This window comes from Mesorhizobium sp. WSM1293 (genome assembly GCF_000513875.1).
Taxonomy (GTDB): domain Bacteria; phylum Pseudomonadota; class Alphaproteobacteria; order Rhizobiales; family Rhizobiaceae; genus Mesorhizobium; species Mesorhizobium ciceri.
The window spans coordinates 264,712-291,386 of record NZ_AZUV01000001.1; the positions used below are offsets into that span (position 1 = coordinate 264,712).

The 26,675-nt window shown below is 63.3% G+C and carries 28 protein-coding genes, 1 tRNA gene, 1 pseudogene and 1 riboswitch; of the genes and pseudogenes, 8 read left to right on the forward strand and 22 right to left on the reverse strand.

From position 1 onward, the window contains the following. Positions 1-5 precede the first annotated feature (5 nt). From M729_RS0101345 to M729_RS0101355, 3 genes are read right to left on the reverse strand one after another with little or no spacing between them, the layout of a single operon-like run. Complete coding sequence (locus M729_RS0101345) at positions 6-857, reverse strand: ABC transporter permease (RefSeq protein WP_027160532.1); 852 nt, start codon at positions 855-857, stop codon at positions 6-8. Then, positions 844-1,671, reverse strand: a complete 828-nt coding sequence (locus M729_RS0101350; protein WP_027160533.1) for an ABC transporter ATP-binding protein — start codon at positions 1,669-1,671, stop codon at positions 844-846. Before M729_RS0101350 ends, M729_RS0101345 begins: the two co-directional genes overlap by 14 nt. Before the next feature lie 11 nt (positions 1,672-1,682). Next, positions 1,683-2,687, reverse strand: a complete 1,005-nt coding sequence (locus M729_RS0101355) for an ABC transporter substrate-binding protein (protein WP_013531126.1) — start codon at positions 2,685-2,687, stop codon at positions 1,683-1,685. A gap of 264 nt (positions 2,688-2,951) precedes the next feature. Between M729_RS0101355 and M729_RS0101360 the strand changes: the two genes are divergently transcribed. The 4 genes and pseudogenes from M729_RS0101360 to M729_RS01000000134570 all read left to right on the forward strand — a co-directional run bounded on the left by M729_RS0101360 (position 2,952) and on the right by M729_RS01000000134570 (position 4,926). Then, positions 2,952-3,335 carry a RidA family protein gene (locus M729_RS0101360; RefSeq protein ID WP_013531125.1) on the forward strand — a complete coding sequence of 128 codons (384 nt, stop codon included), beginning with the start codon at positions 2,952-2,954 and terminating at the stop codon, positions 3,333-3,335. Positions 3,336-3,389: 54 nt separating this feature from the next. Next, entirely contained in the window at positions 3,390-4,193 is an 804-nt protein-coding gene (locus tag M729_RS0101365; RefSeq protein WP_027160534.1) for a creatininase family protein, read from the forward strand. Between the two features lie 183 nt (positions 4,194-4,376). Continuing rightward, complete coding sequence (locus M729_RS0101370) at positions 4,377-4,631, forward strand: type II toxin-antitoxin system ParD family antitoxin (protein WP_027160535.1); 255 nt, start codon at positions 4,377-4,379, stop codon at positions 4,629-4,631. Beyond that, a pseudogene (locus M729_RS01000000134570) lies at positions 4,631-4,926 on the forward strand (type II toxin-antitoxin system RelE/ParE family toxin). Before M729_RS0101370 ends, M729_RS01000000134570 begins: the two are co-directional and overlap by 1 nt. A 24-nt stretch (positions 4,927-4,950) precedes the next feature. Here M729_RS01000000134570 and M729_RS0101380 read toward each other — a convergent pair. Together M729_RS0101380 and cobD are read right to left on the reverse strand one after the other, a co-directional pair. Further along, positions 4,951-5,460, reverse strand: a complete 510-nt coding sequence (locus M729_RS0101380) for a tyrosine phosphatase family protein (RefSeq protein ID WP_027160536.1) — start codon at positions 5,458-5,460, stop codon at positions 4,951-4,953. Beyond that, positions 5,457-6,506, reverse strand: coding sequence for a threonine-phosphate decarboxylase CobD (gene cobD / locus M729_RS0101385; protein WP_027160537.1), 1,050 nt, complete (start codon positions 6,504-6,506; stop codon positions 5,457-5,459). The genes M729_RS0101380 and cobD overlap by 4 nt, the downstream gene beginning before the upstream one ends. Between cobD and cbiB the strand changes: the two genes are divergently transcribed. Beyond that, positions 6,505-7,476, forward strand: coding sequence for an adenosylcobinamide-phosphate synthase CbiB (cbiB, locus tag M729_RS0101390; RefSeq protein WP_027160538.1), 972 nt, complete (start codon positions 6,505-6,507; stop codon positions 7,474-7,476). The two genes, cobD and cbiB, sit on opposite strands and share 2 nt — an antisense overlap. 53 nt (positions 7,477-7,529) lie before the next feature. Here cbiB and cobO read toward each other — a convergent pair whose 3' ends face one another. From cobO to M729_RS0101415, 5 genes are all read right to left on the reverse strand, one after another. Further along, entirely contained in the window at positions 7,530-8,144 is a 615-nt protein-coding gene (gene cobO, locus M729_RS0101395; protein WP_013531120.1) for a cob(I)yrinic acid a,c-diamide adenosyltransferase, read from the reverse strand. Position 8,145: 1 nt separating this feature from the next. Continuing rightward, the gene (cobU, locus tag M729_RS0101400) at positions 8,146-8,661 is read right to left on the reverse strand and encodes a bifunctional adenosylcobinamide kinase/adenosylcobinamide-phosphate guanylyltransferase (RefSeq protein ID WP_024501348.1); all 516 of its coding nucleotides are present in this window, start codon (positions 8,659-8,661) and stop codon (positions 8,146-8,148) included. Next, positions 8,654-9,424, reverse strand: coding sequence for a CbtA family protein (locus tag M729_RS0101405; RefSeq protein WP_027160539.1), 771 nt, complete (start codon positions 9,422-9,424; stop codon positions 8,654-8,656). The genes cobU and M729_RS0101405 overlap by 8 nt, the downstream gene beginning before the upstream one ends. A 15-nt stretch (positions 9,425-9,439) precedes the next feature. Further along, complete coding sequence (locus tag M729_RS0101410; protein ID WP_013531117.1) at positions 9,440-9,619, reverse strand: CbtB domain-containing protein; 180 nt, start codon at positions 9,617-9,619, stop codon at positions 9,440-9,442. Positions 9,620-9,654: 35 nt separating this feature from the next. Further along, positions 9,655-9,851: riboswitch (cobalamin riboswitch) on the reverse strand. Positions 9,852-9,916: 65 nt separating this feature from the next. Continuing rightward, positions 9,917-11,116, reverse strand: a complete 1,200-nt coding sequence (locus tag M729_RS0101415) for an MFS transporter (RefSeq protein ID WP_013531116.1) — start codon at positions 11,114-11,116, stop codon at positions 9,917-9,919. Between the two features lie 223 nt (positions 11,117-11,339). Here M729_RS0101415 and M729_RS0101420 point away from each other — a divergent pair, with 223 nt between their 5' ends. Then, positions 11,340-12,338: a DUF1624 domain-containing protein gene (locus tag M729_RS0101420; protein WP_027160540.1), complete on the forward strand. Its 999-nt coding sequence runs from the start codon at positions 11,340-11,342 to the stop codon at positions 12,336-12,338. Then, a complete protein-coding gene (locus M729_RS0101425; RefSeq protein WP_027160541.1) occupies positions 12,335-12,811 on the forward strand; it encodes an isoprenylcysteine carboxylmethyltransferase family protein in 477 nt (158 codons plus the stop codon). Before M729_RS0101420 ends, M729_RS0101425 begins: the two co-directional genes overlap by 4 nt. A gap of 83 nt (positions 12,812-12,894) precedes the next feature. Here the strand turns inward: M729_RS0101425 and M729_RS0101430 are convergent, their stop codons facing one another. From M729_RS0101430 to M729_RS0101440, 3 genes are all read right to left on the reverse strand, one after another. Next, a complete protein-coding gene (locus M729_RS0101430) occupies positions 12,895-13,281 on the reverse strand; it encodes a MerR family DNA-binding transcriptional regulator (protein ID WP_013531113.1) in 387 nt (128 codons plus the stop codon). Positions 13,282-13,438: 157 nt separating this feature from the next. Further along, positions 13,439-14,857, reverse strand: a complete 1,419-nt coding sequence (gene mgtE, locus M729_RS0101435; protein ID WP_024501352.1) for a magnesium transporter — start codon at positions 14,855-14,857, stop codon at positions 13,439-13,441. A 190-nt stretch (positions 14,858-15,047) separates the two neighbouring features. Beyond that, positions 15,048-15,132 (reverse strand) — tRNA-Leu (locus M729_RS0101440). 234 nt (positions 15,133-15,366) lie between these two features. Between M729_RS0101440 and lipB the strand changes: the two genes are divergently transcribed. After that, on the forward strand, positions 15,367-16,110 hold the full coding sequence (gene lipB / locus M729_RS0101445) for a lipoyl(octanoyl) transferase LipB (RefSeq protein WP_027160542.1): 744 nt from the start codon (positions 15,367-15,369) through the stop codon (positions 16,108-16,110). Positions 16,111-16,130: 20 nt separating this feature from the next. Here lipB and M729_RS0101450 read toward each other — a convergent pair whose 3' ends face one another. From M729_RS0101450 to nuoN, 9 genes are all read right to left on the reverse strand, one after another. Continuing rightward, a complete protein-coding gene (locus tag M729_RS0101450; protein ID WP_027160543.1) occupies positions 16,131-17,381 on the reverse strand; it encodes a peptidase M50 in 1,251 nt (416 codons plus the stop codon). A gap of 519 nt (positions 17,382-17,900) precedes the next feature. Then, on the reverse strand, positions 17,901-18,584 hold the full coding sequence (locus tag M729_RS0101460) for an ABC transporter ATP-binding protein (RefSeq protein ID WP_027160544.1): 684 nt from the start codon (positions 18,582-18,584) through the stop codon (positions 17,901-17,903). Further along, positions 18,581-19,867 (reverse strand): lipoprotein-releasing ABC transporter permease subunit, encoded by a 1,287-nt coding sequence (locus M729_RS0101465; RefSeq protein ID WP_013531108.1) that lies wholly within the window; start codon positions 19,865-19,867, stop codon positions 18,581-18,583. The genes M729_RS0101460 and M729_RS0101465 overlap by 4 nt, the downstream gene beginning before the upstream one ends. Continuing rightward, the gene (proS, locus tag M729_RS0101470; RefSeq protein ID WP_013531107.1) at positions 19,864-21,192 is read right to left on the reverse strand and encodes a proline--tRNA ligase; all 1,329 of its coding nucleotides are present in this window, start codon (positions 21,190-21,192) and stop codon (positions 19,864-19,866) included. Before proS ends, M729_RS0101465 begins: the two co-directional genes overlap by 4 nt. A 633-nt stretch (positions 21,193-21,825) precedes the next feature. Beyond that, entirely contained in the window at positions 21,826-22,110 is a 285-nt protein-coding gene (locus M729_RS0101475) for a DUF1467 family protein (RefSeq protein ID WP_013531106.1), read from the reverse strand. Further along, a complete protein-coding gene (gene mce / locus M729_RS0101480; RefSeq protein WP_027160545.1) occupies positions 22,107-22,511 on the reverse strand; it encodes a methylmalonyl-CoA epimerase in 405 nt (134 codons plus the stop codon). Before mce ends, M729_RS0101475 begins: the two co-directional genes overlap by 4 nt. Before the next feature lie 110 nt (positions 22,512-22,621). After that, positions 22,622-24,292, reverse strand: coding sequence for a ribonuclease J (locus M729_RS0101485; protein ID WP_013531104.1), 1,671 nt, complete (start codon positions 24,290-24,292; stop codon positions 22,622-22,624). A 117-nt stretch (positions 24,293-24,409) separates the two neighbouring features. Next, a complete protein-coding gene (locus M729_RS0101490) occupies positions 24,410-25,231 on the reverse strand; it encodes a biotin--[acetyl-CoA-carboxylase] ligase (RefSeq protein ID WP_024501356.1) in 822 nt (273 codons plus the stop codon). 5 nt (positions 25,232-25,236) lie between these two features. Next, complete coding sequence (gene nuoN / locus M729_RS0101495; protein ID WP_013531102.1) at positions 25,237-26,673, reverse strand: NADH-quinone oxidoreductase subunit NuoN; 1,437 nt, start codon at positions 26,671-26,673, stop codon at positions 25,237-25,239. Between the last annotated feature and the right edge of the window lie 2 nt (positions 26,674-26,675).

A 26,675-nucleotide genomic window follows, 5' to 3' on the forward strand; every position in this document is an offset into this window, starting at 1 on the left:
ACACCCTAGCGCTCCTGCTTCAGCGCGCTTTCATGCCAGCGCCGCAAGATGAGATGCGATATCAGCGACAGCACGAGGAAGATCAAAATGCCGGTCAGCGAGATCAGGAACAGCGCCGCGAACAGCCGCGGCGCGTTGAGCCGGTAGCCGGCCTCGATGATGCGCGAGGCAAGGCCGGACGACTGGCCGGTGGTACCGGCAACGAACTCGGCCACCACGGCGCCGATCAGCGACAGGCCGCCGGCGATCTTCAACCCGCCGAGGAAATAGGGCATCGCCGCCGGCAGCCTGAGATAGCGCAATTGCTGCCAGCGCGTCGCGCCGTTGAGCTTGAACATATCGCGCAGATTGCGGTCGACGGAGTTGAGGCCAAGCGTGGTGTTGGACAGGATCGGAAAGAAGGCGACGATCCAGGCGCACAGCAGAAGCTTGGTCGTCTGGTCGTTCACATAGATGTTGATCAGCGGAAAGATCGCCACGATCGGCGTCACCTGCAGCACGATGGCGAAGGGGAAGAACGACATCTCGACCCATTTCGACTGCGCGAACAGCACCGCCAGCCCGACCCCGCCTATGACCGCCAGAGCCAAGCTGAGAAAGGTGATGCGCAAGGTGACCAGCAGCGAGGAAAACAGCAGGCCGGCATCGTTGTAGAGCGTCCACAGCACCACGCCGGGACGCGGCAGGATGTATTGCGGGATCTCGTTCCACACGCAGATGCGATCCCACAGCCAGATCGCCAGGATCATGATCGCCAGCGGCAGCACCCAGCGGCCGATCCGTTCGAACCGCGCCTGGCGCACGCGGCGTGCTTCCTCGGGGTCGAGTTCGAGCACGCGCTCGTCAATGACCGTCATAATGCGCGCCTGCTGTTGAGTTGATGGCCTTGACCAGCACGTCGGAAGCCTGACGGCACAGTGCCGCATAGTCTGGCGAGGTGCGAAACGCCTCGTCGCGCGGATAGGAGGCCTCGATGGCGAGTTCGTCGAACACCCTGCCCGGCCGCGCCGCCATGACGACGACGCGGTTGGACAGGAACACGCTTTCGAAGACACTGTGGGTGACGAAGACGACGGTGAACCGTTCGTCCTGCCACAGTTCCAGGAGATCGTTGTTGAGCTTGAAGCGGGTGATCTCGTCGAGTGCCGCGAACGGTTCGTCCATCAGCAGTACGCGCGGTTTGGTCACCATGGCGCGCGCTATGGATACGCGCATCTTCATGCCGCCTGACAGTTCGCGCGGCACTGCGTCTTCGAAACCGGTCAGGTGAACCCGCGCCAACATCTCCGTTACCGTCGGTGTCGCCTTGGCGCGCGAAATGCCTTTCAGCCGAAGCGGTAGCCAGACATTGTCGAAAACATTGGCCCAGGGCAGCAGCGTCGGCTCCTGGAAGACGAAGCCGATGTTCGAGCGGTCGAGCGAGCCGCCACCGCGCCAATCGAGCACGCCGGAAGTTGGCGTCGACAGGCCGGCGATCAGCCGCAGCGCCGTCGACTTGCCGCAACCCGACGGCCCGAGCAGGCTGACGAAATCGGCTTCCCGGATGGTCAGGTCGACGTCGCTGAGCGCCGTCACGCCGTTGGAGAACACCTTGCCGACGCCCTTCAGCGCCAGGAGCGTCGGGGCCGCACCCGACGCAGCCGGCGCTTGCGCCACTTTTTCCCTTATCATTCCGGGGCGGCCTATTTCTTCAGCTCGAGCCCGACGCCTTTGTTGATGAAGGTCAGCGTGTAGGCCTTCTTGATGTCGATGCCGGCTGGCGTGACCTTGGCCTTGACCATCTTGTCGTAGAAACTCTTGATCCGCGCGTCGGTCATGGCGCCGATGCCGAGCTTTTCGGTGTCGCCGGAATCGGCCAGGCCGAACTTCTTCATCTGCTCGATCGAGAACGCGATCTGCTCGTCGCTCATGTCGGGATTGTCTTTCTTGATCATGTCGTTGGCGGCTTTGTTGTCGCCGTAGAGATATTTGTACCAGCCCTTGGCCGAACCATCGACGAAGCACTGGACCACCTCCGGCTTCTTGTCGATCGTGTCCTGCATCACCTCGATCGTCGTCGAATAAGTGTCCCAGCCATAGTCGGCGAGCAGGAACTGGTTCGGCACGAAGCCGCCTTCCTTCTGGACCGCGAACGGCTCTGAGGTGACGTAGCCCTGCTGGATCGACTTCTTGTTGGCGAGGAAGGGAGCGGTGTTGTAGGTGTAGGGCGCGCGTTTGGAGGCGTCGAAGCCGAGTTCGATGACCATCCACTGGAAGAAGGTCTGCACGCCCTCGTCGCCCAATATGTACTGGTCGGCGTTCTTCAGGTCCTCCCATTTGTCGAGCCCCTCGCCGGGGTGGGACATGATGACCTGCGGGTCCTTCTGGAAATCCGCCGCCACCACGCGCATCGGTATGCCTTGCTGGACCGCATCGAAGGCCGACAGCAGATTGCCGCCCATGTAGAAATCGATCTTGCCGGCCAGCAGCATCGGCCGGCCGCTGACTTGCGGACCGCCCTGCATGATGGTGACGTCGAGGCCGCAGGCGGCGTAGGTGCCGTCCGCCACGGACTGGTAATATCCGCCATGTTCCGGCTCGGCCAACCAGTTGGTGCCGAAGGTGACTTTCTCATTCGCAGCCGCACCCAGCGTGCTGGCTGCAAGCAGGGCCACAACCGCCACCGAGATCTTCTGTTTTCCGTACATCGACACCACCCTCTGTTTGCTCCGGCGCGCCACGCGCCAGGCTCGACACCAAAGATTCAAGAAGCAAGACACATGCCACCGGCGTCTGGCGCCGGGACCGCCCGCTTGAAAGACGTTGCCATGCCAAGCGCGAACGGGTCATGCTGTACGGAAGGCATCGTGCCTATTTTTTGAACGGCTGTCCACAATCGCCCGGGCAACATGCACCGCCATCTTGAAGGTGTAATGAGTCCGGCTTTAGGTGGCGGCATCCAGGAGATTGCCATGTTCAAATTCCTCACCCCGAAGTCCATCAAGCCGCCCTTTGCCCGCTATAGTCACGGCGTCGAGGTGCCGGCCGGCAAGCGGCTTGTGCTGTGCTCGGGCCAGGTCGCCATCACCGCCGACGACCTGATTCCCGAAGACGCCGGAGCGCAGGCCGAACTCTGCTTTCAAAACATCGCGGCGGTTCTCGGCGAAGCCGGCCTGGGTCTCAGGGATATCGTGCGCATCAACGCCTATGTCACCGACCGCGCGCATCTGCGGCCCTATATGGACGTCCGCGACCGGCTGTTTTCGAGCCCCGCGCCAGCGTCGACATTGATGATCGTTTCCGGCTTTGCCCGGCCCGAATTCAAGGTCGAAATCGAGGCCATCGCGGCGGGGTGATCGACAGGCCGCCCGTCCCGCGCTAGGTCTGCCTGACCATTGAAGAGGCATGACATGACCGTACCCAAAAGACGCGTGTGGTGGGGCGACTACCGGACCACCGAATACGCCTCGATCGATCCCGAGGCGACCATCGCCGTGCTGCCAGTGGCGGCGATCGAGCAGCATGGGCCGCATCTGCCTGTTTCGACCGACACGTCGATCATGAACGGCATGCTCGACACGGTCATTTCGCGCCTGCCCGACGATCTCGACATCCGCATCCTGCCGGTGCAGGCCGTGGGCAAGTCCAACGAACACCTGCATGCGCCGGGTACCCTCACTCTGCCGGCAACCACGCTGATCGAAGCCTGGACCGAGCTTGGCCTGTCGATCGCGCGCGCCGGTGTGCGCAAGCTGATCGTGGTCAATTCGCATGGCGGCAACGAGGAGATCATGGGCATCGTCACGCGCGAATTGCGCGTGCGCGAAAAGATGCTGGCGGTGAAGACCAGCTGGCAGCGTTTTGGCCGTCCGGCCGGCATGTATACCGAACTGGAGGACCGTCACGGCATCCATGGCGGCGATGTCGAGACCTCGCTGATGCTGCATTTCCGGCCGGACCTCGTGGACATGGGCAAATCAGACAGTTTCGTTTCCAATGTCGCCAAGGCCGAAAAGGAATTTTCGCTGCTACGCCACACCGGCACCCACGCCTTTGCCTGGATCGCTGGGGATCTCAACCCGAACGGCGTCGTCGGCGATGCCAGCATCGCGACGGCGGAAAAGGGCCGGCTGACGGCAGAATATCAGGCCGACGGCTTCATCAGCCTGCTGCGCGATGTGCGCAAGGCGAAGCTCGCGGACTGGTTGAAGTAGCCTCCAGACCAGTGGCCTGGCATCGAAAGGCAAGCGCTGTCATCGCCATTCCAGATCCTCTTGAACAAACGAGGCGACGGAGGAGCGGATCAGACAATCGCACTTTTGCACCAGAGATTTCCGCACAGGAGATTTTGACAAACTTTGCCAAAAGGGACCATACTGGGCGGGATGGAGGCCAGTATGGCAACAATGAACGTATCGTTGCCCGACCCGATGAAGGATTGGGTTGAGGCGCAAACCGAAACGGGCCGCTACGCCAACGCGAGTGACTATGTGCGCGATTTGATCCGTCGGGATCAGGAGCGCAACGACAAGATCGCCGCCATGCAGCGCTTTGTCGATGATGGCTTGAAGAGTGGCATCGGCAATCGATCCAGGGACGCGCTTTTCACGGAGGCGGTTAAACGCGCTGAAAAGCCATCCGGCAATGCATAATGGGATTTCGCCTTTCTTTGGCTGCGGAAGAGGACATTGTCGGTATTGCCGAGCAAGGGGTCGCCTGTTCGGCGCCGTGCAGGCCAGACAGTATCATGACGAGTTGTTCGCGATCCTTGATCTGATCGCTACCAGTCCCCGATTAGCACGGGAGCGGCTTGAATTGGCGCCACCGATGCGTATCCATCCCTTCAAGGCCCATCTTGTCGTCTACCGGATCGAAGCCGACGGCGACGTGTTCATTGTCCGGGTACGCCACGGGCATGAGGATTGGGCGAATGAAGGCACTCGATAATCGAACAACGATATGGGAGCAAAGCTAGCTGTCGATCCTCAGCGCGAACGGCGTGCCTTCAAAGGCATCCGCACCGCGCCCGATCGATTCGATCGCCTCGATCATGCGGCCGTTGCGATCAAGCAACGCATCGGCCACCGCGATCAGTCGCGGATTGGGCGTTGCCGAAGGCGACAGCGCCCGCAGCGTGCGCGCCAACTCGGCCTCGTCACGCTTCGGCGCCAATGCGGCCGCGATGATATAGGCCGAAGCCGTCGAGCGGCTGATGCCAGCATAGCAATGCACGAGCATCGGCCTTGCCCGGTCCCAGCGGCGCGCGAAATCGAGCAAATTGCGGACATGCTCCTCGCCCGGCATGGTCATGCCGTCCTGCGCCATCGCGATGTCGTGCATGACCAGATGCAGATGATTCTCTCGGGCGATCGAGGCCGGCCGCACCACCTCCGTTCCGGCGGCGAGCAGCGAAAGCATGCGGTCGGCGCCGGTCCTGGCCACCGTTTCCTCGATCTTTGCCAGCGAGCAGACGTGGATCATTGTTTTGAACCCTTCGATTGATCCTCGCGCCGCGACGCCCATTCGGCAAGAGCGGATTCGAGCCGCTGCCATTCCTCCTCATTCCCCGGCAGGCCAGCGCGCAGAACGTCAGGCCGTTCGGCGAAATGCCGAAGCACGATGCCACGCTCGCCAAGTGCTGAAAACAGATCGGCGGCGTCGGCCAAGCGGAGATAGCGAAACAGTGTGGTGCCGCCAGCAACGGGAATGCCGAAGCGACCGAACAGCGCGTCAAGCCGCGCCGATGCACCCGCAAGGGACGATCGCATCGCGTCCTGCCAGCCGATGTCGGCAAGCGCGCGGATGCCGTATTCCAGCGCCGGGCCGGCGACGGCCCATGGCCCGAATTGCGTTTCCAGCTGTTCAACCGTCGCCACGTCGGTAAGTGCGAAGCCGAGCCGCAGGCCGGCCAGACCGAAGAACTTGCCGAACGAGCGCAGCACGACGAGACCGCCTTGGCCGACATCGCCCGCGAGGCTGTGCTGACGCGGGCCGACATCCATGAACGCCTCGTCGACAACCAGCAGCCCGCCCTTGGCGCGCAATCCGGCAGCCAGAGCCAGCAACCGGTCGCGCTCGATGACACGTCCATCCGGATTGTTCGGATTGACGATGATGGCAAGATCGGCGTCCGCCAACGCTTCGAAATTATCGACTTCCGTCACCGCGTGTCCCGCGATCACTGCTGCGCGGGCATGTTCGGCGTAGGTCGGACCCAGCACCAGCGCCTTGCCGGGCGCGATGAGCGATGCAACGCGCGGCAACAGGATCTGCGTGCCAGGCGCCGCCACGACGTTGGCTGGCGACGGCGCGCCGTAGGTGCTGGCCGCGATCTCTGTCAGGTCGCGTGTGCGCGCGGCTTCCGGCAACCGCGACAGCGAGGTGGCGGGCAGGTCGAAAAGCGGGTAGGAGTGCGGATTGATACCGGTCGAGAGGTCGACGAAAGGCAGCAGGGCGTTTGGGAAAAGCGCCCTTGCGCGGCCAAGACTTCCACCATGGTCCACAACCGCCCCATTAAGAAGCTTCATGTCAGTCCTGATCGCTTTCCTGTCATTGGTCGTCGAATTCGCCCTCGGTTACCCCGACTGGCTGTTTCGCGCCATCGGCCATCCGGTGACGTGGTTCGGCAGGCTGATATCCTTTCTCGACCGCAGGCTCAACCGCGCCACTGATCCCGACGCGCTGCGTCGCAAGCGTGGTGTCCAGGCGCTGCTGGTCATCGTGCTGGTGCCGGCGATAATTGGCCTGGGCGTGCAGATCCTGTTCTGGTTCGTTCCCATGGGCCTCGTCATCACGGCCCTTCTGGCAACGTCGCTTCTGTCGCAAAAGAGCCTCTATGAGCATGTCGAGGCTGTGGCGGACGCGCTCGACACCGGTGGCCTCGCTCTGGCCCGTCTTGCCGTTTCGCGAATCGTCGGCCGCGACCCTGAAACGCTCGACAGGGCCGGCGTCTGCCGCGCCGCGATCGAGAGCCTGGCTGAGAATTTCTCTGACGGCATCGTCGCCCCCGCCTTCTGGACCGGCGTCGGCGGCCTGGCCGGCGGCGCCGCCTACAAGGCCGCCAACACCGCCGATTCGATGATCGGTCACCGCACCCCGCGCCACGAGGCGTTCGGCTGGGCGGCGGCGCGCTTCGACGACTGGATCAACCTGCCGGCGTCGCGGCTGACGGCGCTTCTGATCGTGCTGGCGGCGTTCTTCGTCAAAGGCGCTGATGCGAAAAAAGCCTGGCATGCGGTGCGGCGCGACGCGAAAAAACATCGCTCACCCAATGCCGGCTGGCCGGAAGCGGCGATGGCCGGTGCGCTCGGCCTGGCGCTCGCCGGCCCGCGCTTCTATGGCGGCGTGCTGGTCGACGACGTCTTCATGGGCGAAGGCGGCCGGCGCGAAGCCGACAGCCTCGACATCAGGCAGGCGCTGAAACTCTATCGCTTCGCCGACTATCTGCTGATCGCTCTGTTCGGGTTGGTTTCGGTCGTTGTCATCGTTGTGACCTAACCTCACCCTCACCCTCACCCTCACCCTCCCCGTCTGGGGAGGTTGAGGAACACTCAGAACTCGATCCCCTGCTGCGCTTTCACGCCGGCGGAAAAATGATGCTTGGTCACGCTCATTTCGGTGACGAGGTCTGCGGCCTCGACCAGCGCCGGCTTGGCGTTGCGGCCGGTGACAACGACATGCAGGCCCTCGCGCCGCGCTTTTAGCGCGCCAACCACTCTGTCGAGATCGAGATAGTCGTAGCGCAGCGCAATGTTCAATTCGTCGAGCACCAGCAGGCTGATCGACGGATCGGCCATCAGTTCGAGCACCTTGGCCCAGGCGGCTTCGGCGGCAGCGATGTCGCGCTTCAGATCCTGGGTTTCCCAGGTGAACCCCTCGCCCATCGCGTGCCACACGACACGGTCGCCGAAGGCGGCGAAGGCGTCCTTCTCGCCGGTGTGCCACTTGCCCTTGATGAACTGGACGACACCGACGCGCTTGCCGTAGCCGAGCATCCGCAGCGCCAGCCCGAAGGCGGCCGTGGTCTTGCCTTTGCCCGGGCCGGTGTTGACGATGAGCAATCCCTTCTCGACCGTCTTGCTCGCCACCTCGGCATCCTGCACCGCCTTGCGCTTGGCCATCTTGGCGCGGTGGCGCTCTTCGTCCTTATTGTCGATATCGGTCATATCATTTCACCTTGAGCGGCAGCCCCGCCACCATCAGCAGCACCGTATCGGCAATCGCCGCGACCTGCTGGTTGAGCCGGCCGGCGGCATCGCGAAAGCGGCGCGCCAGTGCATTGTCCGGCACGATGCCTTGTCCGACTTCATTGGACACCAAGAACCAGGGTCCGCGCGGCCGCGACAGCACCTCCGCCAATCGCCGGCATTCAAGGTCCAGATCGTGTTCGGCCAGCATATGGTTGGTCAGCCACAGCGTCAGGCAGTCGACAAGCACCGGCCGATCGTCCGGCAAGGCGGCAAGCGCGCCGGCGAGATCGAGCGGTGCGTCGATGGTCGTCCAGCCTTCGCCGCGCCGCGACCGGTGCAACGCGATGCGCTCACGCATCTCGTCATCATAGGCTTGCGCCGTGGCGATATAGGTCCAGGGCGGCGGCAAGGCGGTCGCCAAAATTTCGGCGTGCGCGCTCTTGCCGGAGCGCGCACCGCCGATGAGGAAGGTCAGTGTCTTGCGATCAGGCAAAGCTGTCGCGCAGGCTGGTCGCGGTGCCGGTGAAGCGGCCGCGCACCACGCCGACAACCGCGCCGAGCACCAGCCAGAACACCAGATTGGTCACGGTCACCGCCACCACGAACTGGTGATGCAGCCCTTCCGGAATCGCCGTCTCGTAACTGTCGGGCTGCGGTGCCCCGACAACATGCGGTGCGACGATCAAAAGGACGGCAAGGATCGCCAGCGGCAGCGACTTGCGGAACGCGATCAGGCCGAGACCGGCAGCGGTTGCCGCCACCGTTGCCCACCACCAGATCTGGCGCTGGGTGAGATCGGCGGCCGGCATGGCCGGCAGTTCCGGCGGCAGGCCGAGGCCCGGCGCCAGCGTGAACACGGCAAAGCCGGCCAAGCCCCAGAACACGCCCTGGCGCCAACCACCGATACCGCCGGCGAATTCGGAAACCGCGACCAGGATCAATCCGAAGCCGATGCCGGTGACGATGTTGGCAAGCACGCTGAAGGCGAAACGCTCGAAACCGTCTGCCGGCGCCCAGCCCTCGTCTTCCGCCGCAGCAGTCGCTTCGGCAGGGGCCGGAGCGGCTGCGCTCATGGCATTGCTATCCGTTGCTGCCGGAGCGGCATGGTCATGGTGATGCCCGCCGCCCGCCTGTTCGTAGACTTCCGCCTTCAGGATCAGCGGCACGGTCGCATAGGCCTGCATGCAGGCAAGAACGACGCCGGCCACGAGCCCTGCGATCGCCGCGATGAACACGACGTTGCGAAACAGGTTCATGATGTCAGCCCCTCGTCAGTGGCAGGGAAATGCCATCGAATGGCGATAGTCGTGAGCCGCATTGTGGACCGCATCGATATGCGAGAAGCCGACAAAGCCCATCACGAAAATGCCGAGCAGCGCGGCGAGCGCGAGCTGCATGAAGCGCGACTGCGAGGAGACGGAAGCGCCGAGGGAGACGGAAGCGGTAGTCATGTCTTGTCCTTTCGCCCTCCACCCGAGGGCATCGAAGTCAGTTTCCTGTCGCCGGCAGGTCTCCTGGCTCACGGATCAGCGTCCTTCCCCACCTTCCCGAAGAAAAATCTTCAGTGGCATATGGAGAGGACTACCGCACACAGTTGCGGGGGCAGCCACGGCATTGGGCGAAATCCGCCCTTACCGCATTCCCTCTTGGCTCCAAAATGGAACCGGCGACACCGGCGACTATAGGCAGAATCCTCGCGTCCGGCAAACCAAATTCCGCCGGCGACCGTTGCGAATGCGCCATGAAGGTCAAAGCGATTTCGGCAGATAGCGCCACGTCACGAAGCCGCAGACCGCCGCCAGCAGGCCGAGCGTGACGAACACCGAGCCCAGGCCGAAGAAGGCCAGCACCACCGAATAGACCAGCGGCGGCGTCAGCTCGGAAAAGTCGAGATAGGTGCGATAGACCGCCGCCATCTGCGATCTTTCATAGGAGCGCACCGAGCGCATGAAGGCGGTCGAGCCGAGCGCGTCGAGTGCAATGGTGAAGAAGGCGCCGCAGAGCAGGAAGGCGCCGGTGAGCAGCGGCACGGTTTCGCCGACGAAGCCCGCCGCCAGAAGCGCGACCGACATGGCGAAATAGGCAAATGTCATGGTCCTGCGGCCGCCAAAGCGCTTTCCCGCCTTGCCCCAGAAAATCGCCATGAACAAAAGCGCGTTGCCGGCCGAAACCAGCAGGCCGCCGGCCAGCTTGCCCTCACCCGTAATGACCATGAACAGCGGCCCATAGACGAAGAACGTCGTCCAGAAACAGGAGCGCCCAAACGCGATCAGCCAGGCCAGCCTGAGCCTGGGCTGGGCGATGAAGCGGCCGATATTGGCGAGCGGATTGGCTGGTCGCGTCTTGCCGGGACGGATCGACGGGTTGTCGCCGAGCCGGTAGGTCCAGAACAATGCCAGCAGGGCTAACGCGAACACGGCCACCGCGCCATGCGCGGCATAGACGCCGAAGCGCGTGTAGAGGAAGATGCCGAGCGTCGGCCCACCGGTCCAGGCCAGCATCGACCACGCCATGCGCAGCGATTCGGCCTGCATGAAGTCGGTCTTGCGGATGTGGTCCATGATGTAGAGGTTGAGCGTGATCGACAGCGCGCTGGCGCCCATCACCCGGCACAGCATGCCGGCCAGTTGCCCGGCAAGCGTGTCGGTGACGAAGAACAGCGAGCCGATGGCCAGCAGGCAGGCGCCCGCCGTGTAGACCCAGCGCCGGGCGAAACGGCGGATCAGCATCGGCATGAACAATGTCACCGACAGGCCGAGCATCGCCACGACGGTGTAGAGGATCGAGACGATCTGCTCGTTGTGCAGGATCTCGTAAGCCTGGATCGGGATGACGCTCGACACCGTGGCGCGGGCGAAGGATTCGACCGCATAGAGCGAAGCGAAGGTGCGCGCGTCCGCGGCCTTGAGGGCCGGTAGCCAGATCGGATGGCGCACATGGGTGGACATTGCTTTCCCCGAAGCAGATTCACCGGGTCAAATCTGCCGTGGCGACCTCAGCGCCAATAAGAGGAAACCGACGTGCATCCGGCAAAAGCGAAGCCGGCCAAAGGCTTTCCGGCACTGGCCCAATGCCGCGGCTGATCCGGCGTTATCGGCAGGGTTGCCGGTCTTCTTTTGTCCTGGGCAACCGTGATAGTCCTCCAGCGGGGCTGAATCAGAATGCGAGACCATGAGCATCCAAACGCCGACCGCGCCCGTTCAGGATCGACCAAAGCGCATCGTCGCCATCGACATCGTGCGCGGCATCGCGCTGATCGCCATGGCAAGCTACCATTTCACCTGGGATCTGGAGTTCTTCGGCTACACCGATCCCGGCCTGACCGCCTTCGGCTGGTGGAAGATTTACGCGCGCTGCATCGCCTCGACCTTCCTGTTCCTGGTCGGCGTCAGCCTGTATCTCGCCCACGGCCGACAAATCCGCTGGAACGGCTTTTGGAAGCGGTTCGCCATGGTCGCCGGAGCCGCGATCGCGATTTCGGTCGTCACCCGCATCGCCACTCCGGACGGCTTCATCTTCTTCGGCATCTTGCACGAGATCGCGCTGGCCAGCCTGCTCGGTCTCGCCTTCCTGCGCCTGCCGGCGCTGCTGACGCTTGTCGTCGCCGCGCTCGTTATCGCCGCCCCCGTCTATCTGCGCTCCGAGGCCTTCGATCACCCATGGCTGTGGTGGGTCGGCCTGTCGGCGAACAATCCGCGCTCCAACGACTACGTTCCGCTGTTTCCGTGGTTCGGCGCCGTGCTTGCGGGCATCGCGGTGACAAAACTCGCGGCAGGTGCCGGCCTGCTTGCCAGGCTTGCCAATCTGGCGCCCGGTCGCTTGGCCAACCCGCTGGTCTTCATCGGCCGGCACAGCCTGGCTTTCTATTTGATCCACCAGCCGCTGCTGATCGGCTGCGTCTGGCTGTTCTCGCAGATCATGCCGGCGCAGGTCGAAACCCCGCAGGTGAATTTCCTCAAAACCTGTCAGCTGTCCTGCGAGCAGTCGCGCGACACCGAGTTCTGTACGAGCTACTGTGTCTGCATGCTCGATACGCTCGAGGGCGAGTCCACGCTTGATAGGCTCTACAACAACGATCAGACTGCGGAGTGGAAAGCGCATTTGTCCGATCTCGCCGGCATGTGCACCGCCAAGACCGACGGCAAGTTGATGGAGGGAGGGGCCGAATGACCGAGAACCAGCCGAAGCCGGGGCTCATACCGTGGCCGCCGCTGATCTACATCGCCGCCATCGCCGTCAGCATCGCACTGGGCCTGCTCTATCCCCTGCCCTGGATCGGCGACCTGCTGGGCGATATCCTGTTCGCGGCCGGCTGGGTGGCGCTGTTTGCCGTCGCCGCACTCTGGTTCACCGCGATCCGCACCATGATCCGGGCCAAGACCACGCTCAACCCCAACGCTGTACCCGATCACCTGGTCACCACGGGTCCCTTCGGCGTCACCCGCAATCCGATGTATCTGGCCAACACGCTGCTGTTGATCGGCGTCGCCTTTGTCTCGGGCATCGTGTGGTTCCTGCCGCTGGCGTTCATCGCCGCCTATGCCACGCAGAAGGTGGCGATCGAAGGCGAGGAAAAGGTGCTGGCGGGAAAATTCGGCAAGAAATACCGCGACTACGCCAAACGCGTGCGCCGCTGGATTTGAGCTGGCTTTCAAGCGGCCAATCTCCCCGTCGTGGGGGAGATGTCCGGCAGGAGAGAGGGGGCGCTGTCCCTCAAACTCTCTGCCTAGGTATTCACGCCAAGCTCCACCAGCCGCTCCACACAAGACTCCTCGGCCTGGTCGAGTTCAGCCAGCGTCTCCTCGAGGTCGCGGCGTTTCTGCCGGAGATCCTCGCGCTTTTCCTCGATGCGCTTGATCATCAGGTTGAGCTGGCCGACTTCGCCGGGCGGCTCCTTGTACATCTGGATGATTTCGCGAATCTCGTTGATCGAGAAGCCAAGCCTTTTGCCGCGCATGATCTGGCGAATGAGCTGCCGGTCGGAGGGGCGAAACAGCCGCGTGCGGCCGCGCCGCACCGGCTGCACCAGCCCTTCGTCCTCGTAAAAGCGCAGCGTCCGCGTCGACACGTCGAACTCGCGGGTCAACTCGGTGATCGAATAATATTCTCGCATTGCCACTCCCACACGCCGAAACACCGGGGCGATCGCCATGGCGGCGTCACCCTTCTGTCCCGAACCAAAACCCATGCCATGCCGGAATCGACATGGCGCCCCGCGCGAGCCTCGCACGGCATTTACGTAAAAGTCAATTGAGCCAAAAGGCGTGCCCTCAGGGCACGCCGAACCACCACGTGGCAATGCCGAGAAATGCAAAGAAACCGACGACGTCGGTAACCGTGGTGACGAAGACCGCCGAAGCGACCGCCGGATCGACCTTGAAACGATCGAGCAGCAGCGGGATCAGGATGCCGGCCAGGGCGGCCACGAACATGTTGATGATCATCGCCGCCGCGATGATCCCGCCCAGATTGGGATCACGGAACCAGGCTGCCGCGACGATGCCGATCAGGATGGCGAAGACGATGCCGTTGATGAAGCCGACACCCATCTCGCGGCGAATGATGCGGCCGGCATTGTAGATGTCGAGATCCCTGGTCGCCAACGCCCGCACGGTGACGGTCATGGTTTGCGAGCCGGCATTGCCGCCCATGCCCGCGACGATCGGCATCAGCACCGCCAGTGCCACGATGTGTTCGATCGTGCGGTCGAACAGGCTGATCACCGACGCCGCCAGGAACGCGGTCAGAAGGTTGATCAGCAGCCACGGAACGCGTGAGCGCGAGGTCGAAAAGATGCTGTCGGAAAGCTCTTCGTCGCCGACGCCGCCCATACGCATCAGATCTTCCTCGGCCTCCTGCTGGATGACGTCGACGACATCGTCGATGGTCAGAACGCCAACCAGCCGTTCGTTCTCGTCGACGACCGCGGCCGACAAAAGATCGTACTGCTCGAATTCCCGCGCCGCCTCTTCCTGGTCCATGATGGCCGGAATGGCGTGCCGCGTCTCGTGCATCACCTCCTCGACCTTGACCGAACGCTTGGTGCGCAGGATCTGGTCGAGGTCGATGGCGCCGAGCAGCTTGAAGCTCGGATCGATGACGAAGATCTGGCTGAAGCGCTCGGGAAGATTGTTGTCCTCGCGCATGTAGTCGATGGTCTGGCCGATCGTCCAGAACGGCGGAACCGCGACGAACTCGGTCTGCATGCGGCGGCCGGCCGTCTCTTCGGGATAATCGAGCGAGCGGCGCAGCCTGATCCGCTCGGTGAACGGCAGTTGCGACAGGATCTCGTCCTGGTCTTCCTGGTCGAGATCCTCGAGAATGTAGACGGCGTCGTCGGAATCGAGCTCCTGCACCGCCTGCGCGATCTGCGCATTGGGCAGATTGTCGACGATCTCCATACGGATCGCCTCGTCGACCTCCGTCAGCGAGGAAAAGTCGAAATCGGCGCCCAGGAGTTCGACCAGCGCGCGGCGCTGTTCGGGATGCAGCGCCTCGAGCAGATCGCCGAGCTCCGACTGGTGCAGGTCGTCGACTTCATGCTTGAGGGTCAGCGTGTCGCGGTCGGCGATCGCCGCGCCGATCCGCGCCAGGAAGGACGAAAGCACGGCGCCGTCCTCGCCATAGATGTCGGCGTGGTTGTCCTCGGCGGCCCCGGCGCCGGTCGTCCGTTCGTGCTCGCCTTCCACCAGCGCCTCCCGCCACAAGAATCCCGGAAAAGGTGCAAATCAGGTCTAGAGCATCGGACCCAAAAGAGGAAACCGGTTTTGGGAGAATCCGACGCTCAAAAAGAAAGTGGCGTAAAGCGCGGGAATATCAACGAAATGCGTCCGGCCCGCAGCGGGCGAGACCGGTACAAATCGGATTCTGGGAAGAGAATGGTGCGGTCGAGAAGACTCGAACTTCCACGGGTTGCCCCACAGCGACCTCAACGCTGCGCGTCTACCAATTCCGCCACGACCGCACGTGGTAGAGCCGGAACCGACCGGCTCGCGGCGTGTAGCAAATCGTTTCCGGTGAAACAAGTGCACGGCAAGCAATAATGTCAGGCGATTGGCATAATGCTCCACAGGGCCCGAACGCAGCGCCGGAACTGGACGTTTGCGCCTGATATCGCCATATGGAAGGCAAGTTGATGTCGCCCAAAGGTGCGAGGCGTTTTTGGGCGCGCCATGGACAAACGAAAAGACGATACGCCATGACCGAACGCAGCCAGATCGCCACGTCGTTCCTGCCGCTTCCCGGCTCGGCACCGGTCGAATGGCTGATCGAGCCCGGCCTTACCGCCTATCCCGAGGCACTTGCCTTCATGGAGGCGCGCGCCGAGGCGATCCGCAGCGGCGCTGCCGGCGAAATGGTCTGGTTGGTCGAACACCCGCCGCTCTACACGGCCGGCACCAGCGCCCGTGGCGAGGATCTGATCGACGCCAGCCGCTTCCCGGTCTTCGCGGCCGGACGCGGCGGCGAATACACCTATCATGGGCCGGGCCAGCGGGTCGCTTACGTCATGCTCGACCTGAAGCGGCGGCGCGAGGATGTCCGCGCCTTCGTCGCGGCGCTCGAACAGTGGATCATCGGCACGCTTGCCGCTTTCAATGTGCGGGGCGAGCGCCGCGAGGACCGGGTCGGCGTCTGGGTCGTGCGGCCGGATCGCCCTGCTCTGCCGGACGGCTCGCCGGCGGAGGACAAGATCGCGGCCATAGGCATCCGGCTGCGGCGCTGGGTGAGTTTTCACGGCATCGCCATCAATGTCGAGCCCGATCTCGACCATTTCAGCGGCATCGTGCCTTGCGGCGTGCAGGACCACGGCGTCACCAGCCTCGTCGACCTAGGCCTTCCCCTGACCATGGCCGATCTTGACCTGGCGTTGAAATCCGCCTTCGAGGATGTGTTCGGTCCCGCCACGGCGTTGCCTGTCGAAGCCGAGCGCAAAGCCGGCTGATCTTCCGGATCCGGTACGGCTCAAATCAGTTGGGCAGAGGCCCACAACACGCCATAGCCATGGATGGCGAACACCGCCAGCAACGCCGCCGCCATGGCCAGCCGGTCGATGGTGCGGATCGGCTTCAGCTCGTGACGCGGCTTCACCCCACTGCTCATCGTCAGCAGGCTGAGGAGCGAAAACACCGCTCCCGTCGCGAGCAGGAAGGTGGCGGAAAAGCCGGCCTGCCAACCCACGGCCAGGAAAGCCGAGAGCAGGAAGAAGGAAGCCAGCGCCAGCGCGACCGGTCCCGGACAGATCTGGCGCAGCACCTGGCCGCCGTCGAACTTCCACACCGGCACCAGATTGGCGATGTTGAACAGTGCGGCGAAACCCGCCAGCGTCGCCAGCAGGGCCGCCGCCAGCCGGTGACCTTCCGTGCCGGCAAAGGTGCTTGCGGCGATGGCGATCGGCACCAGGAAGGCGGAAAAGCCGGCGCCCATCAATGCCACGAAAGCCACTTCGAAACGGCTGTCATAGGGCCGCCCGCCAATGGCGATGCCGCCGAGCAGCGGAATGAAGATCATCCGCGCCCGGTTGTGGCCCATCAGCCGGAACGCCGCCATATGGCCAAGCTCATGCAGGGCGACCACCGATGTGAGGATCGCGGCCAGTGCCAGGCCGCCGAAGTGAAGGCCGAAGAATGGCCACAGGATCAGCGCCGAAAGCCCGGCAAAGCCGACCTGACTGAGCGGATGCTCGAACCAGCCGCCCTTGCGATACTTTCCGGTCCGCGCCCAGCGCTGCAGCTTGGAGAGTTCGCGGCGCAGGGCGAAATAGCGGAACACCAGGAAGGCAACGCCACGATAGCGATCGGTCTGGCTGAGCGTCACCCGCGTGCTGTTGCCTTCCGAAACGAGTTCGGCGGTTTCGCGAAAATCCTTCCAGAACGAAGCGTCGAGTGCCGTATCCTCGATGACACGCATCGAGAAGCGGCTGCCTTCGACGACGTCTTCAAACCGCGACTTGCGTTCGATCGGCTTGCCGTCGCGACCTTCCCAGGACAGCGTGATGCGGGCCACGCCCTCGCCGTCCGGGGCCTCGGCGGACAGGATCTCACCGGACCAGCCGGCATTGCTGCCGAGCGGCCACAGCGCCTGCCAGAGGCGCTGCCGATCCATCGCCACCAGACGGGTCAGCCGGACCGTGCGCAAACCAAGCGGCACCGTCATCAACAGAAAGATCAGCCCGAGATTGCTGGCCACCAGAATGGCCGTGACGATGGGCGACACCTGGACGTTGCTCCCTGTCTTGCCGGGGCACTCTAACGTCGCTGCGGCAAGAAAAGCTTAACGGCGGAGCGGTCTTCGACCGCATGGGACCCACGGCGGCGAACGCCGCCAAATCACATGGCTCCAATCCAGATTGCCATGGAGACGAGAAAGGTGCTCATGCAAACCAGTGAGATGACATCCTGAACCAGATCGGTCATAACTCTCTCCTGTTGTTGATATGTTCGTATTTTGTTCTAATTTTGTTCAAATGTCAAGGCGCACAATCCGGCCGTGCCCGAATTTCCGGGCGATCAAATCGGCAGGGTTAAGAAACGGTTGACGGGCGAACGACGGTTGTCCAGCGCCGACCAGGGCACGACGAGACTGGGGTCAGGCCGAGCCGAGAATGGTGGATTTCGAGAACCGGAGCGGAGCGTACTTTTGGGTACGTGAGCACCGTTCTACCGCGACGGGGTAGAACCGGAAGCGCAGGAAGCCGCCTTTCGCAGGCCGGCCTCACCCCAGTATCGCCGTGCCCTAGAGCGGCACCACTTTGCCGTCGGCTAGCGTGACGCGCCGGTCCATGCGCGATGCCAGCTCGTGATTGTGGGTGGCGATCAGCGCCGCGAGGCCCGATTGCTTGACCAGCGCCGCCAGCGCCTCGAACACATAGGACGCGGTGACCGGGTCGAGATTGCCGGTCGGCTCGTCCGCCAGCAGTACCAGCGGCGCATTGGCGACCGCACGCGCAATGGCGACGCGCTGCTGTTCGCCGCCGGAGAGCTCGGACGGCCGGTGCGCCGCGCGTTTGCCGATCTGCATGTAATCGAGCAGCTGCGCCGCGCGCTCGGCCGCGTCCTTGCGGCTGAGCCCCTTGATGAGCTGCGGCATCATGATGTTTTCCAGCGCCGAGAATTCCGGCAGCAGGTGATGGAACTGGTAGACGAAGCCGACATCGTTGCGGCGGATCGCCGTGCGCTCGTCGTCGGACAGCCGCCCGCAGGCGCGGCCGGCCAGGATGACGTCGCCGGCGTCGGGACGCTCCAGCAGGCCGGCGGTGTGCAGCAGCGTCGACTTGCCGGTGCCAGACGGCGCCACCAGCGCCACCATCTCGCCGCGCTTCAGCGAGAAGTCCGCACCATTGAGAATGGTGAGCTTTCGCGGTCCCTGGACGTAGTGCCGCTCGACGCTCTTCAGCTCGATAATGACCTCGGCCACTATTCGTACCTCAAGGCTTCGACCGGATCGAGACGCGCGGCGCGCCATGCCGGAAACACCGTTGCCAGGAAGGACAGGCCGAGCGCCATCAGGACGACATAGGTCGTCTCGCGCGGATCCATCTTCGCCGGCAACTGGCTGAGGAAATAGAGTTCAGGATTGAACAGCACCTTACCGGTCATCCACGAGAAGAACTGGCGGATCGATTCGATGTTGGTGCAGATCAGTACGCCGAGCAGCACACCGGCAAGCGTGCCGGTCACGCCGATCGCCGCACCCGTCATCAGGAAGATGCGCAGGATGGCGCCGCGCGACGCCCCCATAGTGCGCAGGATGGCGATGTCGTGGCCCTTGTCCTTCACCAGCATGATCAGGCCGGAGATGATGTTCAGCGCCGCCACCAGCACGATCAGTGTCAGGATCATGAACATGACGTTGCGTTCGACCTGCAGCGCGGAGAAGAAGGTCTCGTTGCGCTGGCGCCAATCGACCATGTCGATCGGCCGCTGCGCCGCCGCCTCCACTTTCGGTTTCAGCGCATCGACATCGTCTGGATTGTCGACATAAATCTCGATCGTTTGCGCCCGCCCGTCCATGTTGAAATAAAGCTGCGCTTCGGAAAACGGCATGTAGACGATGGACGTGTCATATTCGGACATGCCGACTTCGAAGATCGCCGCGATCTTGTAGCCCTTCATGCGCGGCGTGGTGCCGATCGGCGTCACGTCGCCGTCGGGCGAAATCAAGGTGATGGTATCGCCAAGCGTCAGGCCGAGATTCTCAGCCATGCGCTTGCCGATGGCAACGCCCTCGCCAGAATCGAAATCGGCGATCGAACCCTGCTTGATGTTGCTGGCAACGATGGCGATCTTGCTTAGATCCTCGCCGCGTATGCCGCGAACCAGCGCTCCGGTTCCGCCGCCGACATTGCCTTGCGCAAGCACCTGGCCATCGATCAGCGGGATGGCGTATTTGACGCCTGCTACACCGTTGATGCGGCTGGCGACCTGCGCATAGTCCTCCAGCGGCGAATCGAGCGGCTGCACGATCAGGTGGCCGTTGACGCCGAGGATGCGCGTCAAAAGCTCCGCCCTGAAACCGTTCATCACCGCCATGACCACGATCAGCGTGGCGACGCCCAGCATGATGCCGAGGAACGAGATCGAGGCGATCACCGAGATCACCGTCTCCTTGCGCCGCGAGCGCAGATAGCGCCAGGCGACCATGCGCTCGAAGATGGAAAAGGGTCCGGCGCCGACCGATCTTGCCGCCACCGCCTCGCTCATGCGGCGACACCGAAGCGCTTCTTCGCGTCCGCGATCGGCAGCGTCTCGCGCTCGCCGGTCTTGCGGTTCTTGATCTCGATCTCGCCGGCGGCGACACCGCGCGGTCCGACGATCACTTGCCAGGGAAGGCCTATCAGGTCGGCGGTGGCGAACTTGCCGCCGGGCCGCTGGTCGGTGTCGTCGTAGAGCACGTCCTTGCCGGCGGCGACGAAAGCGGCATGCAGTTCGTCGCAGACGCCGTCGCACTCGGCGTCGCCCGCCTTCATGTTGATCAGTCCGATGTCGAACGGCGCCACCGCCTCCGGCCAGATGATGCCGTTGTCGTCATGGCTGGCTTCGATGATCGCCGCGACCAGCCGCGACGGACCGATGCCGTAGGAGCCGCCGGAGACGAAATGATCCTTGCCGTCGGGTCCGGTCACCTTGGCGCCCATGGGCTTGGAATATTTGTCGCCGAAATGGAAGATGTGGCCGACCTCGATGCCGCGCGCCGAAACCTTGTCGCTCTCGCCGATCTTCTCCCACGCCGCCTCGTCATGCATCTCGTCGGTGGCGGCGTATGGCGTCGTCCATGTCTTGACGATGTCGGCGATCTCGGCGTCGTTGGCAAAATCGGTGTTGGCGCCGGGCACATCGAGCGCAAGATAGTCGCGGTGGCAGTAGACCTGGCTCTCGCCGGTGTCGGCCAGGATGATGAATTCATGGCTGAGATCGCCGCCGATCGGCCCGGTGTCGGCCCGCATCGGTATTGCCTGCAGCCCCATGCGGGTAAAAGTCCGGAGATAGGACACGAACATCCTGTTGTAGGCCGCCCTGGCGCCTTCGAAGTCGAGATCGAAGGAATAGGCGTCCTTCATCAGGAACTCGCGCGACCGCATGACGCCGAAGCGCGGCCGCACTTCGTCGCGGAACTTCCACTGGATGTGGTAGAGATTGAGCGGCAGGTCCTTGTAGGACTTCACATAGGCGCGGACGATCTCGGTGACCACTTCCTCATTGGTCGGGCCGTAGAGCATGTCGCGGTCCTGCCGGTCCTTGATGCGCAGCATCTCCTTGCCGTAGTCGTCATAGCGGCCGCTTTCGCGCCACAGATCGGCCGACTGGATGGTCGGCATCAGGATTTCCAGCGCACCGGCGCGATCCTGCTCCTCGCGGATGATGCGGCATACCTTGTCCAGCACCCGCTTGCCGAGCGGCAGCCACGAGAAACTGCCCTGCCCCTGCTGGCGGATCATGCCGGCGCGCAGCATCAGCCGGTGCGAGACGATCTCGGCCTCGCGCGGATTTTCTTTGAGGATAGGCAGGAAATAGCGCGACAAACGCATGGGCAGGTCCGTGAGTGAGGAGGGCCGCGTCAGAATCGGCGCGACTTTGGCTTGCTTGACCCGGCTTCATAGCCATTTCAAGGCGGAATGGGAACCCGGACGCTTCGGCCCGAAAAGCGGAATCGATTTCCAAAAAACATGGGTAGCCGGGATCAGAAGCGTCGCACCGCCGTTCGCCCGTCCAGAAGACCCATGGCGCTGCAAGCCCTCCCGGTCACTGTGCGCGTCTTGGTGATCGTTCGCCAAGCAACGCCTGCCACACTATTGTGCAGTGCAGCACGAGAATGCCCGTTTCAAGGCAAAATTCTTCGTGACATTTTCATTCGCCTTAGGCTAATGTACCTCGATAACCGAGAGGGCAGAAAAAAATCTGCTCTCCTACGCGGTCAAAGTCTTGGGAGGATGCGATCTAGGCGCGGTTACCCGCTGCCGCCGGAAACCGGAAACAGATCGGACGCGTTTAAATTGCAAGGCCTCGTGCCTTGCATTTTTTTTGTGCAATCATCTGCTTAGCGCAACGCATTGCCAAACCACCTTACCCAGCGTCAGCGCTCGTCAGGCCGCAAAACGGCACGACATTCCCCGCCGAAACCCGCCCGGTTCCGACATATGAAAACGCCGTCGCTGGACAGTCTATTTAGCCGGCGTCTGGCTGAATTCCGGCACGATGTGCGGGATGTCGTTGAGGCTGTATCCCAGCCCATGCGTCAGGCCATAGAAAATGCCCATCAGGATCGCGGTGGCGATGGTGGTGCGGATCACGGCGCGCAGCATGTGAGGCCCACGCGGCGCGCTCGGAACCGTGCCGAGCGTCACGTCGTGATCGTCGTCCTGCGTCCTCACGCTGAACGGCAGCACGGCGAACAGCACCACCCACCAGGTCGCGAAAAACAGGGCGGTGAACGAAACCCAGCTCATGATTGCTCCAGTTCGATCAGCGTGCCGAAGAAATCCTTCGGATGCAGGAACAGCACCGGCTTGCCGTGCGCGCCGATCTTCGGATTGCCGTCGCCCAGCACGCGGGCGCCGGCGGCCTTGAGCTGATCGCGCGCGACCAGGATGTCGTCGACCTCATAGCAAAGGTGATGCATGCCGCCGGAGGGGTTCTTCTCCAGGAAGGCGGCGATCGGCGATCCCTCGCCCAAAGGCTCCAGAAGTTCGACCTTGGTGTTGCCGACATTGACGAACACCACCGTCACCCCGTGCTCCGGCAGCGCCTGCGGCGCCGTCACCTCCGCGCCGAGCGTGTTGCGGTAGGCCGCTACGGCAGCAGCCAAATCCGGCACGGCAAGCGCGACATGGTTCAGACGTCCGAGCATAGGTTTTCCCCAGGGCAGTAAGGCAATAGGGCAGTATGGCAATAGGGGAAAAGCTGACCTGCCTCGTATCGAAATCCCTACTGCCCTACTCCCTTACTGCCCCACTCCCCTCAGCGAGTAACGAACACCGTCACCAGCGGCTTCTTGCCCCAGGCTTCGTTGGCGGCGCCGCGCACGGCGCGCCGCACTGCTTCCTGCACCAGGTCGAGGTCTTTTCGGCGCTGACGGGGGATCGAGTCCACCGCGCCGATTGCCGCATCGATCATCAGATCTTCCAGCGACTCGCCACGGCCATCGGCCTCGGCGACGCCGATGGCGACCAAATCGGGGTCGCCGGCAAGCTCATATTTGTCGTCCAACACGACATTGACCGCCACGTGGCCGGCAAAGGACAATTTGCGCCGGTCGCGGATGCCCATCGCCTGATCGGTGCCGATCAGTCTGCCATCCTTGTAGATACGGCCGAACGGCACCTGATCCATGATGGTGGCTGGACCGGGAGCAAGCCTGAGCATGTCGCCGTCGCGCACCTGCGCCACCTGGCCGATGCCCGATGTCGACATCAGCGAGCCCTGCGCCACCAGATGTGCCGCCTCGCCATGCACGGGAACGCCGATCTGCGGGCGCACCCATTCATACATCTTGCGCAATTCGCTGCGCCGCGGATGGCCGGAGACATGCACCAGCGCATCGCCGTCCTCGATGATCTTGACGCCGAGGTCGATGAGACGGTTCTTGATCTCGAGGATCGCCTTCTCGTTGCCGGGAATCGTACGCGAGGAAAACACCACCGTGTCGCCTGCCGTCAGCGACACCGACTTCATCTCTTCGCGCGACAGCTTGGCCAGTGCGGCCAGCGGCTCGCCCTGGCTGCCGGTGCAGATGATGACCAGGTTTTCGCGCGGGATGAAACCAAAATCCTCCTCGGCGATGAACTCCGGCAGACCGTCCATGTAGCCAAGTTCGCCGGCCACATCGATGACCCGCTTCAGCGAACGGCCAAGCACCAGGCACTGGCGTCCGGCATCGCGGGCCGCTTTGGCGATCGAGACGATGCGTCCTACATTGGAGGAGAACGTGGTGACGGCGACACGGCCTTTGGCAGCCTGGATGACGCCCTTGAGGCCCTCGCCCACAGCCACTTCCGAAGGCGACTCGCCTTCGCGCAGCGCATTGGTCGAATCGCAGATCAGCGCCAGAACGCCCTTGTCGCCATAGGCGCGGAAACGCGCCTCGTCGGTCTTCGGCCCGATCGTCGGCTCCGGATCGATCTTCCAGTCACCGGTATGGATGACGGTGCCTGCCGGCGAGGTGATCGCCAGCGACATCGGCTCGGGAATCGAGTGCGCGACCGGAATGGCTTCGATCTCGAAGGGGCCGACGGTGAATTTCTCGCCCGCCCGGTAGATCGTGACCGGTATTTTCGGTGCGCCCTGCTCGCCTTGCCGCTTGGCTTCCAGCAGGCCGGCGCTGAACGGCGTCATCCAGACCGGCGCCTTCAGCTTCGGCCATGTGTCGAGCAGCGCGCCGTAATGGTCTTCATGCGCATGCGTGATGATGATGCCGCGCAGATTGGCGAGGTTCTCCTCGATGAAGCGTGTGTCGGGCAGCACTAGGTCGACGCCCGGCAGGCTGGCATCGGGGAAGGTCACTCCGACATCGATGACGATCCATTCGCGCGCGCTGGGCGGCCCGTAGCCGTAAAGAGCGAAGTTCATGCCGATCTCGCCGACGCCGCCGAGCGGCACGAAGACGAGTTCGGCGTTTTCCGCTTTCGCCATGATTTTTCCCTTCCTGGCCCTCAGGCCAAGCTCAAAAGCAATTCCGGGAAAAGTGTGTAACGGTTTTCCCACCGGAGTTGCGCAAAAACAAACAGTTAGAACCGTTCATGAACGGCCCTATGCCCTGGCCGAAGCGACCGCGCCGAAATGCACATCGCCGGCGGCGATCGTCCGAACCGAACCTTCATCGTCGCGGATCACGAAACGGCAGTCCTCGTCAATGGTCTCAAACACCCCGCGCACCACATTACCGTCAATTCTGACGGCAACCTCGCCGCCGAGCCCCGCGGCACGATCAAGCCACCGTCGCCTGACGGCGGCAAGTCCGCGCCCCTCATCCCACAATCGGGCATTCTCGCTCCAGGCATCCGACAGCGCCAGGAACAGTGTTTCCGCATCGCATGCCGCGCCCAGCGCGCGCAAGGAAGTTGCGGGATACGGCAAATCCTCAGGGTATGCCACCACATTGACGCCGATGCCGACCGCCACTCCGAAACGGCCGCCCTCGAGGATTGCCGATTCCAGCAGGATGCCGGCCAGCTTGGCGCCGGAGGCAAGCACGTCGTTCGGCCATTTCAGCTCGAAACGGTTTTTTCCTTCGCTGCCACCGTCGAGGCCAATGGCGATCCGGCCCTTCGGCACCACGGCATCGAGTGCATCGGCCAGTGCCAGTCCTGCGACGAAGCCCAATGTCGCGGCAAGGCGAAGCTCTGCCTTGGTGATGACGAGCAGCGTCGCCGCCAGGTTGCCTTCCGGGGTCGCCCAGACGCGGCCGCGCCGGCCACGCCCGCTTTCCTGCTTCTTGGAAACGACCCACAATTTGCCGGAGTCGCCTGCCCTTGCGTGGTCCAGTGCCAGCGCATTGGTGGAGCCGACGCTCTCATGCGCCTCGAGCCGGAACCCTTCCGACGCCGAGGTTGGAGCCAGCCGAAATGCCATGCCGTCTAGAAAAACGTCTTGGCGGCGGCTTCGGCATAGGTGCCGATCGGCCCACCGATCAACACGTAGAACAGCACGAAGGCGCCGGAGACGCCGAGCACGACACGCAATTCCGTCGCCATCGGCACGAAGCCGCCGACCGGTTCGTCGAACCACATGATCTTGATGATGCGCAAATAGTAATAGGCGCCCACTACCGAGGCCAGCACGCCGATGATCGCCAGCGCGTAGAGATTGGCGTTAATGGCGGCGAGGAAGACGTACCATTTCCCCCAGAAGCCGGCGAGCGGTGGAATGCCGGCGAGTGAGAACATCAGGATGGTCAGGATCGTCGCCATGACCGGATTGGTCGACGACAGGCCGGCCAGGTCGCTGATCTGCTCGACATTGCCTTCCTTGCGCCGCATGGCGAGGATGAAGGCGAAGGTGCCGAGCGTCATCACCAGATAGATCAGCATGTAGATGGCAACGCCGCGCACGCCGGCCTGGCTGTTGGCGGCAAGGCCGACCAGCGCGTAACCCATATGGCCAATCGAGGAATAGGCCATCAGGCGCTTGATGTTGGTCTGCCCGATTGCGGCGAAGGAGCCGAGTGCCATCGAGGCGATCGAGATGAAGACGATGATCTGCTGCCAGTCGGCGGCGATTGGCTTGAACGCGCCCATGGTGACGCGCACGATCAGTGCCATCGCCGCCATTTTCGGCGCCGCCGCCAGGAAGGCCGTCACCGGAGTCGGCGCGCCCTCATAAACGTCAGGCGTCCACATGTGGAACGGCACCGCGGAAATCTTGAAGGCAAGGCCGGCCAGCACGAAGACGAGGCCGAAAACGAGGCCAAGCTGGCGCTCGCCGCTGCCGAGTGCCGTGGCGATTTCCTGGAAGCCGGTGTTGCCGGTGTAGCCGTAGACCAGGCTGATGCCATAGAGCAGCATGCCCGACGACAGCGCACCGAGAACGAAATATTTGAGGCCCGCTTCGGTCGAGCGCAGATTGTCGCGGTTGATCGCGCACAGCACATAGATCGCCAGCGACTGCAGCTCGAGGCCGAGATAGAGGCCGATCATGCTGTTGGCCGAGATCATCAGCATCATGCCGAGCGTGCACAGCAGGATCAGCACCGGATATTCGAACTTGTCGAAACGCTCCGCCTTGGCGAAGCGCATCGACATCACCAGCGTCACCGCCGAGCCGACCAGTGCCAGCACCTTCATGAAGCGGCCGAAGGAATCCTGGATGAAGGCATTGCCATAAGCGCTGCCCTGCCCGGTTCGGAAGATCAGCCAGGCGCCCGCGATCGCCAGCACGGCAACCGCGAGGCCGGTTACCGTGTTGGCCGTGTTGGCGCGCGAATAGGCTCCGACCATCAGCAGCGCCAGCGCGCCGACGGCAAGGATCAGCTCTGGCGTCGAGAGCGACAGGCTGGAGAGAAGGTCCGGCGTCATGG

Bases quoted from the DNA above. Each gene is read 5' to 3' on its own strand.
- M729_RS0101360 (WP_013531125.1), top strand. From the start codon at position 2,952: ATGTTCAAATTCCTCACCCCGAAGTCCATCAAGCCGCCCTTTGCCCGC.
- cbiB (WP_027160538.1), top strand. From the start codon at position 6,505: ATGTCAGTCCTGATCGCTTTCCTGTCATTGGTCGTCGAATTCGCCCTC.
- M729_RS0101415 (WP_013531116.1), bottom strand. From the start codon at position 11,116: ATGTCCACCCATGTGCGCCATCCGATCTGGCTACCGGCCCTCAAGGCC.
- M729_RS0101475 (WP_013531106.1), bottom strand. From the start codon at position 22,110: ATGAGCTGGGTTTCGTTCACCGCCCTGTTTTTCGCGACCTGGTGGGTG.
- M729_RS0101405 (WP_027160539.1), bottom strand. From the start codon at position 9,424: ATGAACCTGTTTCGCAACGTCGTGTTCATCGCGGCGATCGCAGGGCTC.
- M729_RS0101490 (WP_024501356.1), bottom strand. From the start codon at position 25,231: ATGGCATTTCGGCTGGCTCCAACCTCGGCGTCGGAAGGGTTCCGGCTC.
- M729_RS0101365 (WP_027160534.1), top strand. From the start codon at position 3,390: ATGACCGTACCCAAAAGACGCGTGTGGTGGGGCGACTACCGGACCACC.
- proS (WP_013531107.1), bottom strand. From the start codon at position 21,192: ATGCGTTTGTCGCGCTATTTCCTGCCTATCCTCAAAGAAAATCCGCGC.
- M729_RS0101380 (WP_027160536.1), bottom strand. From the start codon at position 5,460: ATGATCCACGTCTGCTCGCTGGCAAAGATCGAGGAAACGGTGGCCAGG.
- M729_RS0101425 (WP_027160541.1), top strand. From the start codon at position 12,335: ATGACCGAGAACCAGCCGAAGCCGGGGCTCATACCGTGGCCGCCGCTG.
- M729_RS0101345 (WP_027160532.1), bottom strand. From the start codon at position 857: ATGACGGTCATTGACGAGCGCGTGCTCGAACTCGACCCCGAGGAAGCA.
- M729_RS0101350 (WP_027160533.1), bottom strand. From the start codon at position 1,671: ATGATAAGGGAAAAAGTGGCGCAAGCGCCGGCTGCGTCGGGTGCGGCC.
- lipB (WP_027160542.1), top strand. From the start codon at position 15,367: ATGACCGAACGCAGCCAGATCGCCACGTCGTTCCTGCCGCTTCCCGGC.
- M729_RS0101430 (WP_013531113.1), bottom strand. From the start codon at position 13,281: ATGCGAGAATATTATTCGATCACCGAGTTGACCCGCGAGTTCGACGTG.
- M729_RS0101370 (WP_027160535.1), top strand. From the start codon at position 4,377: ATGGCAACAATGAACGTATCGTTGCCCGACCCGATGAAGGATTGGGTT.
- mce (WP_027160545.1), bottom strand. From the start codon at position 22,511: ATGCTCGGACGTCTGAACCATGTCGCGCTTGCCGTGCCGGATTTGGCT.
- M729_RS0101420 (WP_027160540.1), top strand. From the start codon at position 11,340: ATGAGCATCCAAACGCCGACCGCGCCCGTTCAGGATCGACCAAAGCGC.
- M729_RS0101410 (WP_013531117.1), bottom strand. From the start codon at position 9,619: ATGACTACCGCTTCCGTCTCCCTCGGCGCTTCCGTCTCCTCGCAGTCG.
- M729_RS0101465 (WP_013531108.1), bottom strand. From the start codon at position 19,867: ATGAGCGAGGCGGTGGCGGCAAGATCGGTCGGCGCCGGACCCTTTTCC.
- M729_RS0101485 (WP_013531104.1), bottom strand. From the start codon at position 24,292: ATGGCGAAAGCGGAAAACGCCGAACTCGTCTTCGTGCCGCTCGGCGGC.
- nuoN (WP_013531102.1), bottom strand. From the start codon at position 26,673: ATGACGCCGGACCTTCTCTCCAGCCTGTCGCTCTCGACGCCAGAGCTG.
- M729_RS0101355 (WP_013531126.1), bottom strand. From the start codon at position 2,687: ATGTACGGAAAACAGAAGATCTCGGTGGCGGTTGTGGCCCTGCTTGCA.
- cobO (WP_013531120.1), bottom strand. From the start codon at position 8,144: ATGACCGATATCGACAATAAGGACGAAGAGCGCCACCGCGCCAAGATG.
- cobD (WP_027160537.1), bottom strand. From the start codon at position 6,506: ATGAAGCTTCTTAATGGGGCGGTTGTGGACCATGGTGGAAGTCTTGGC.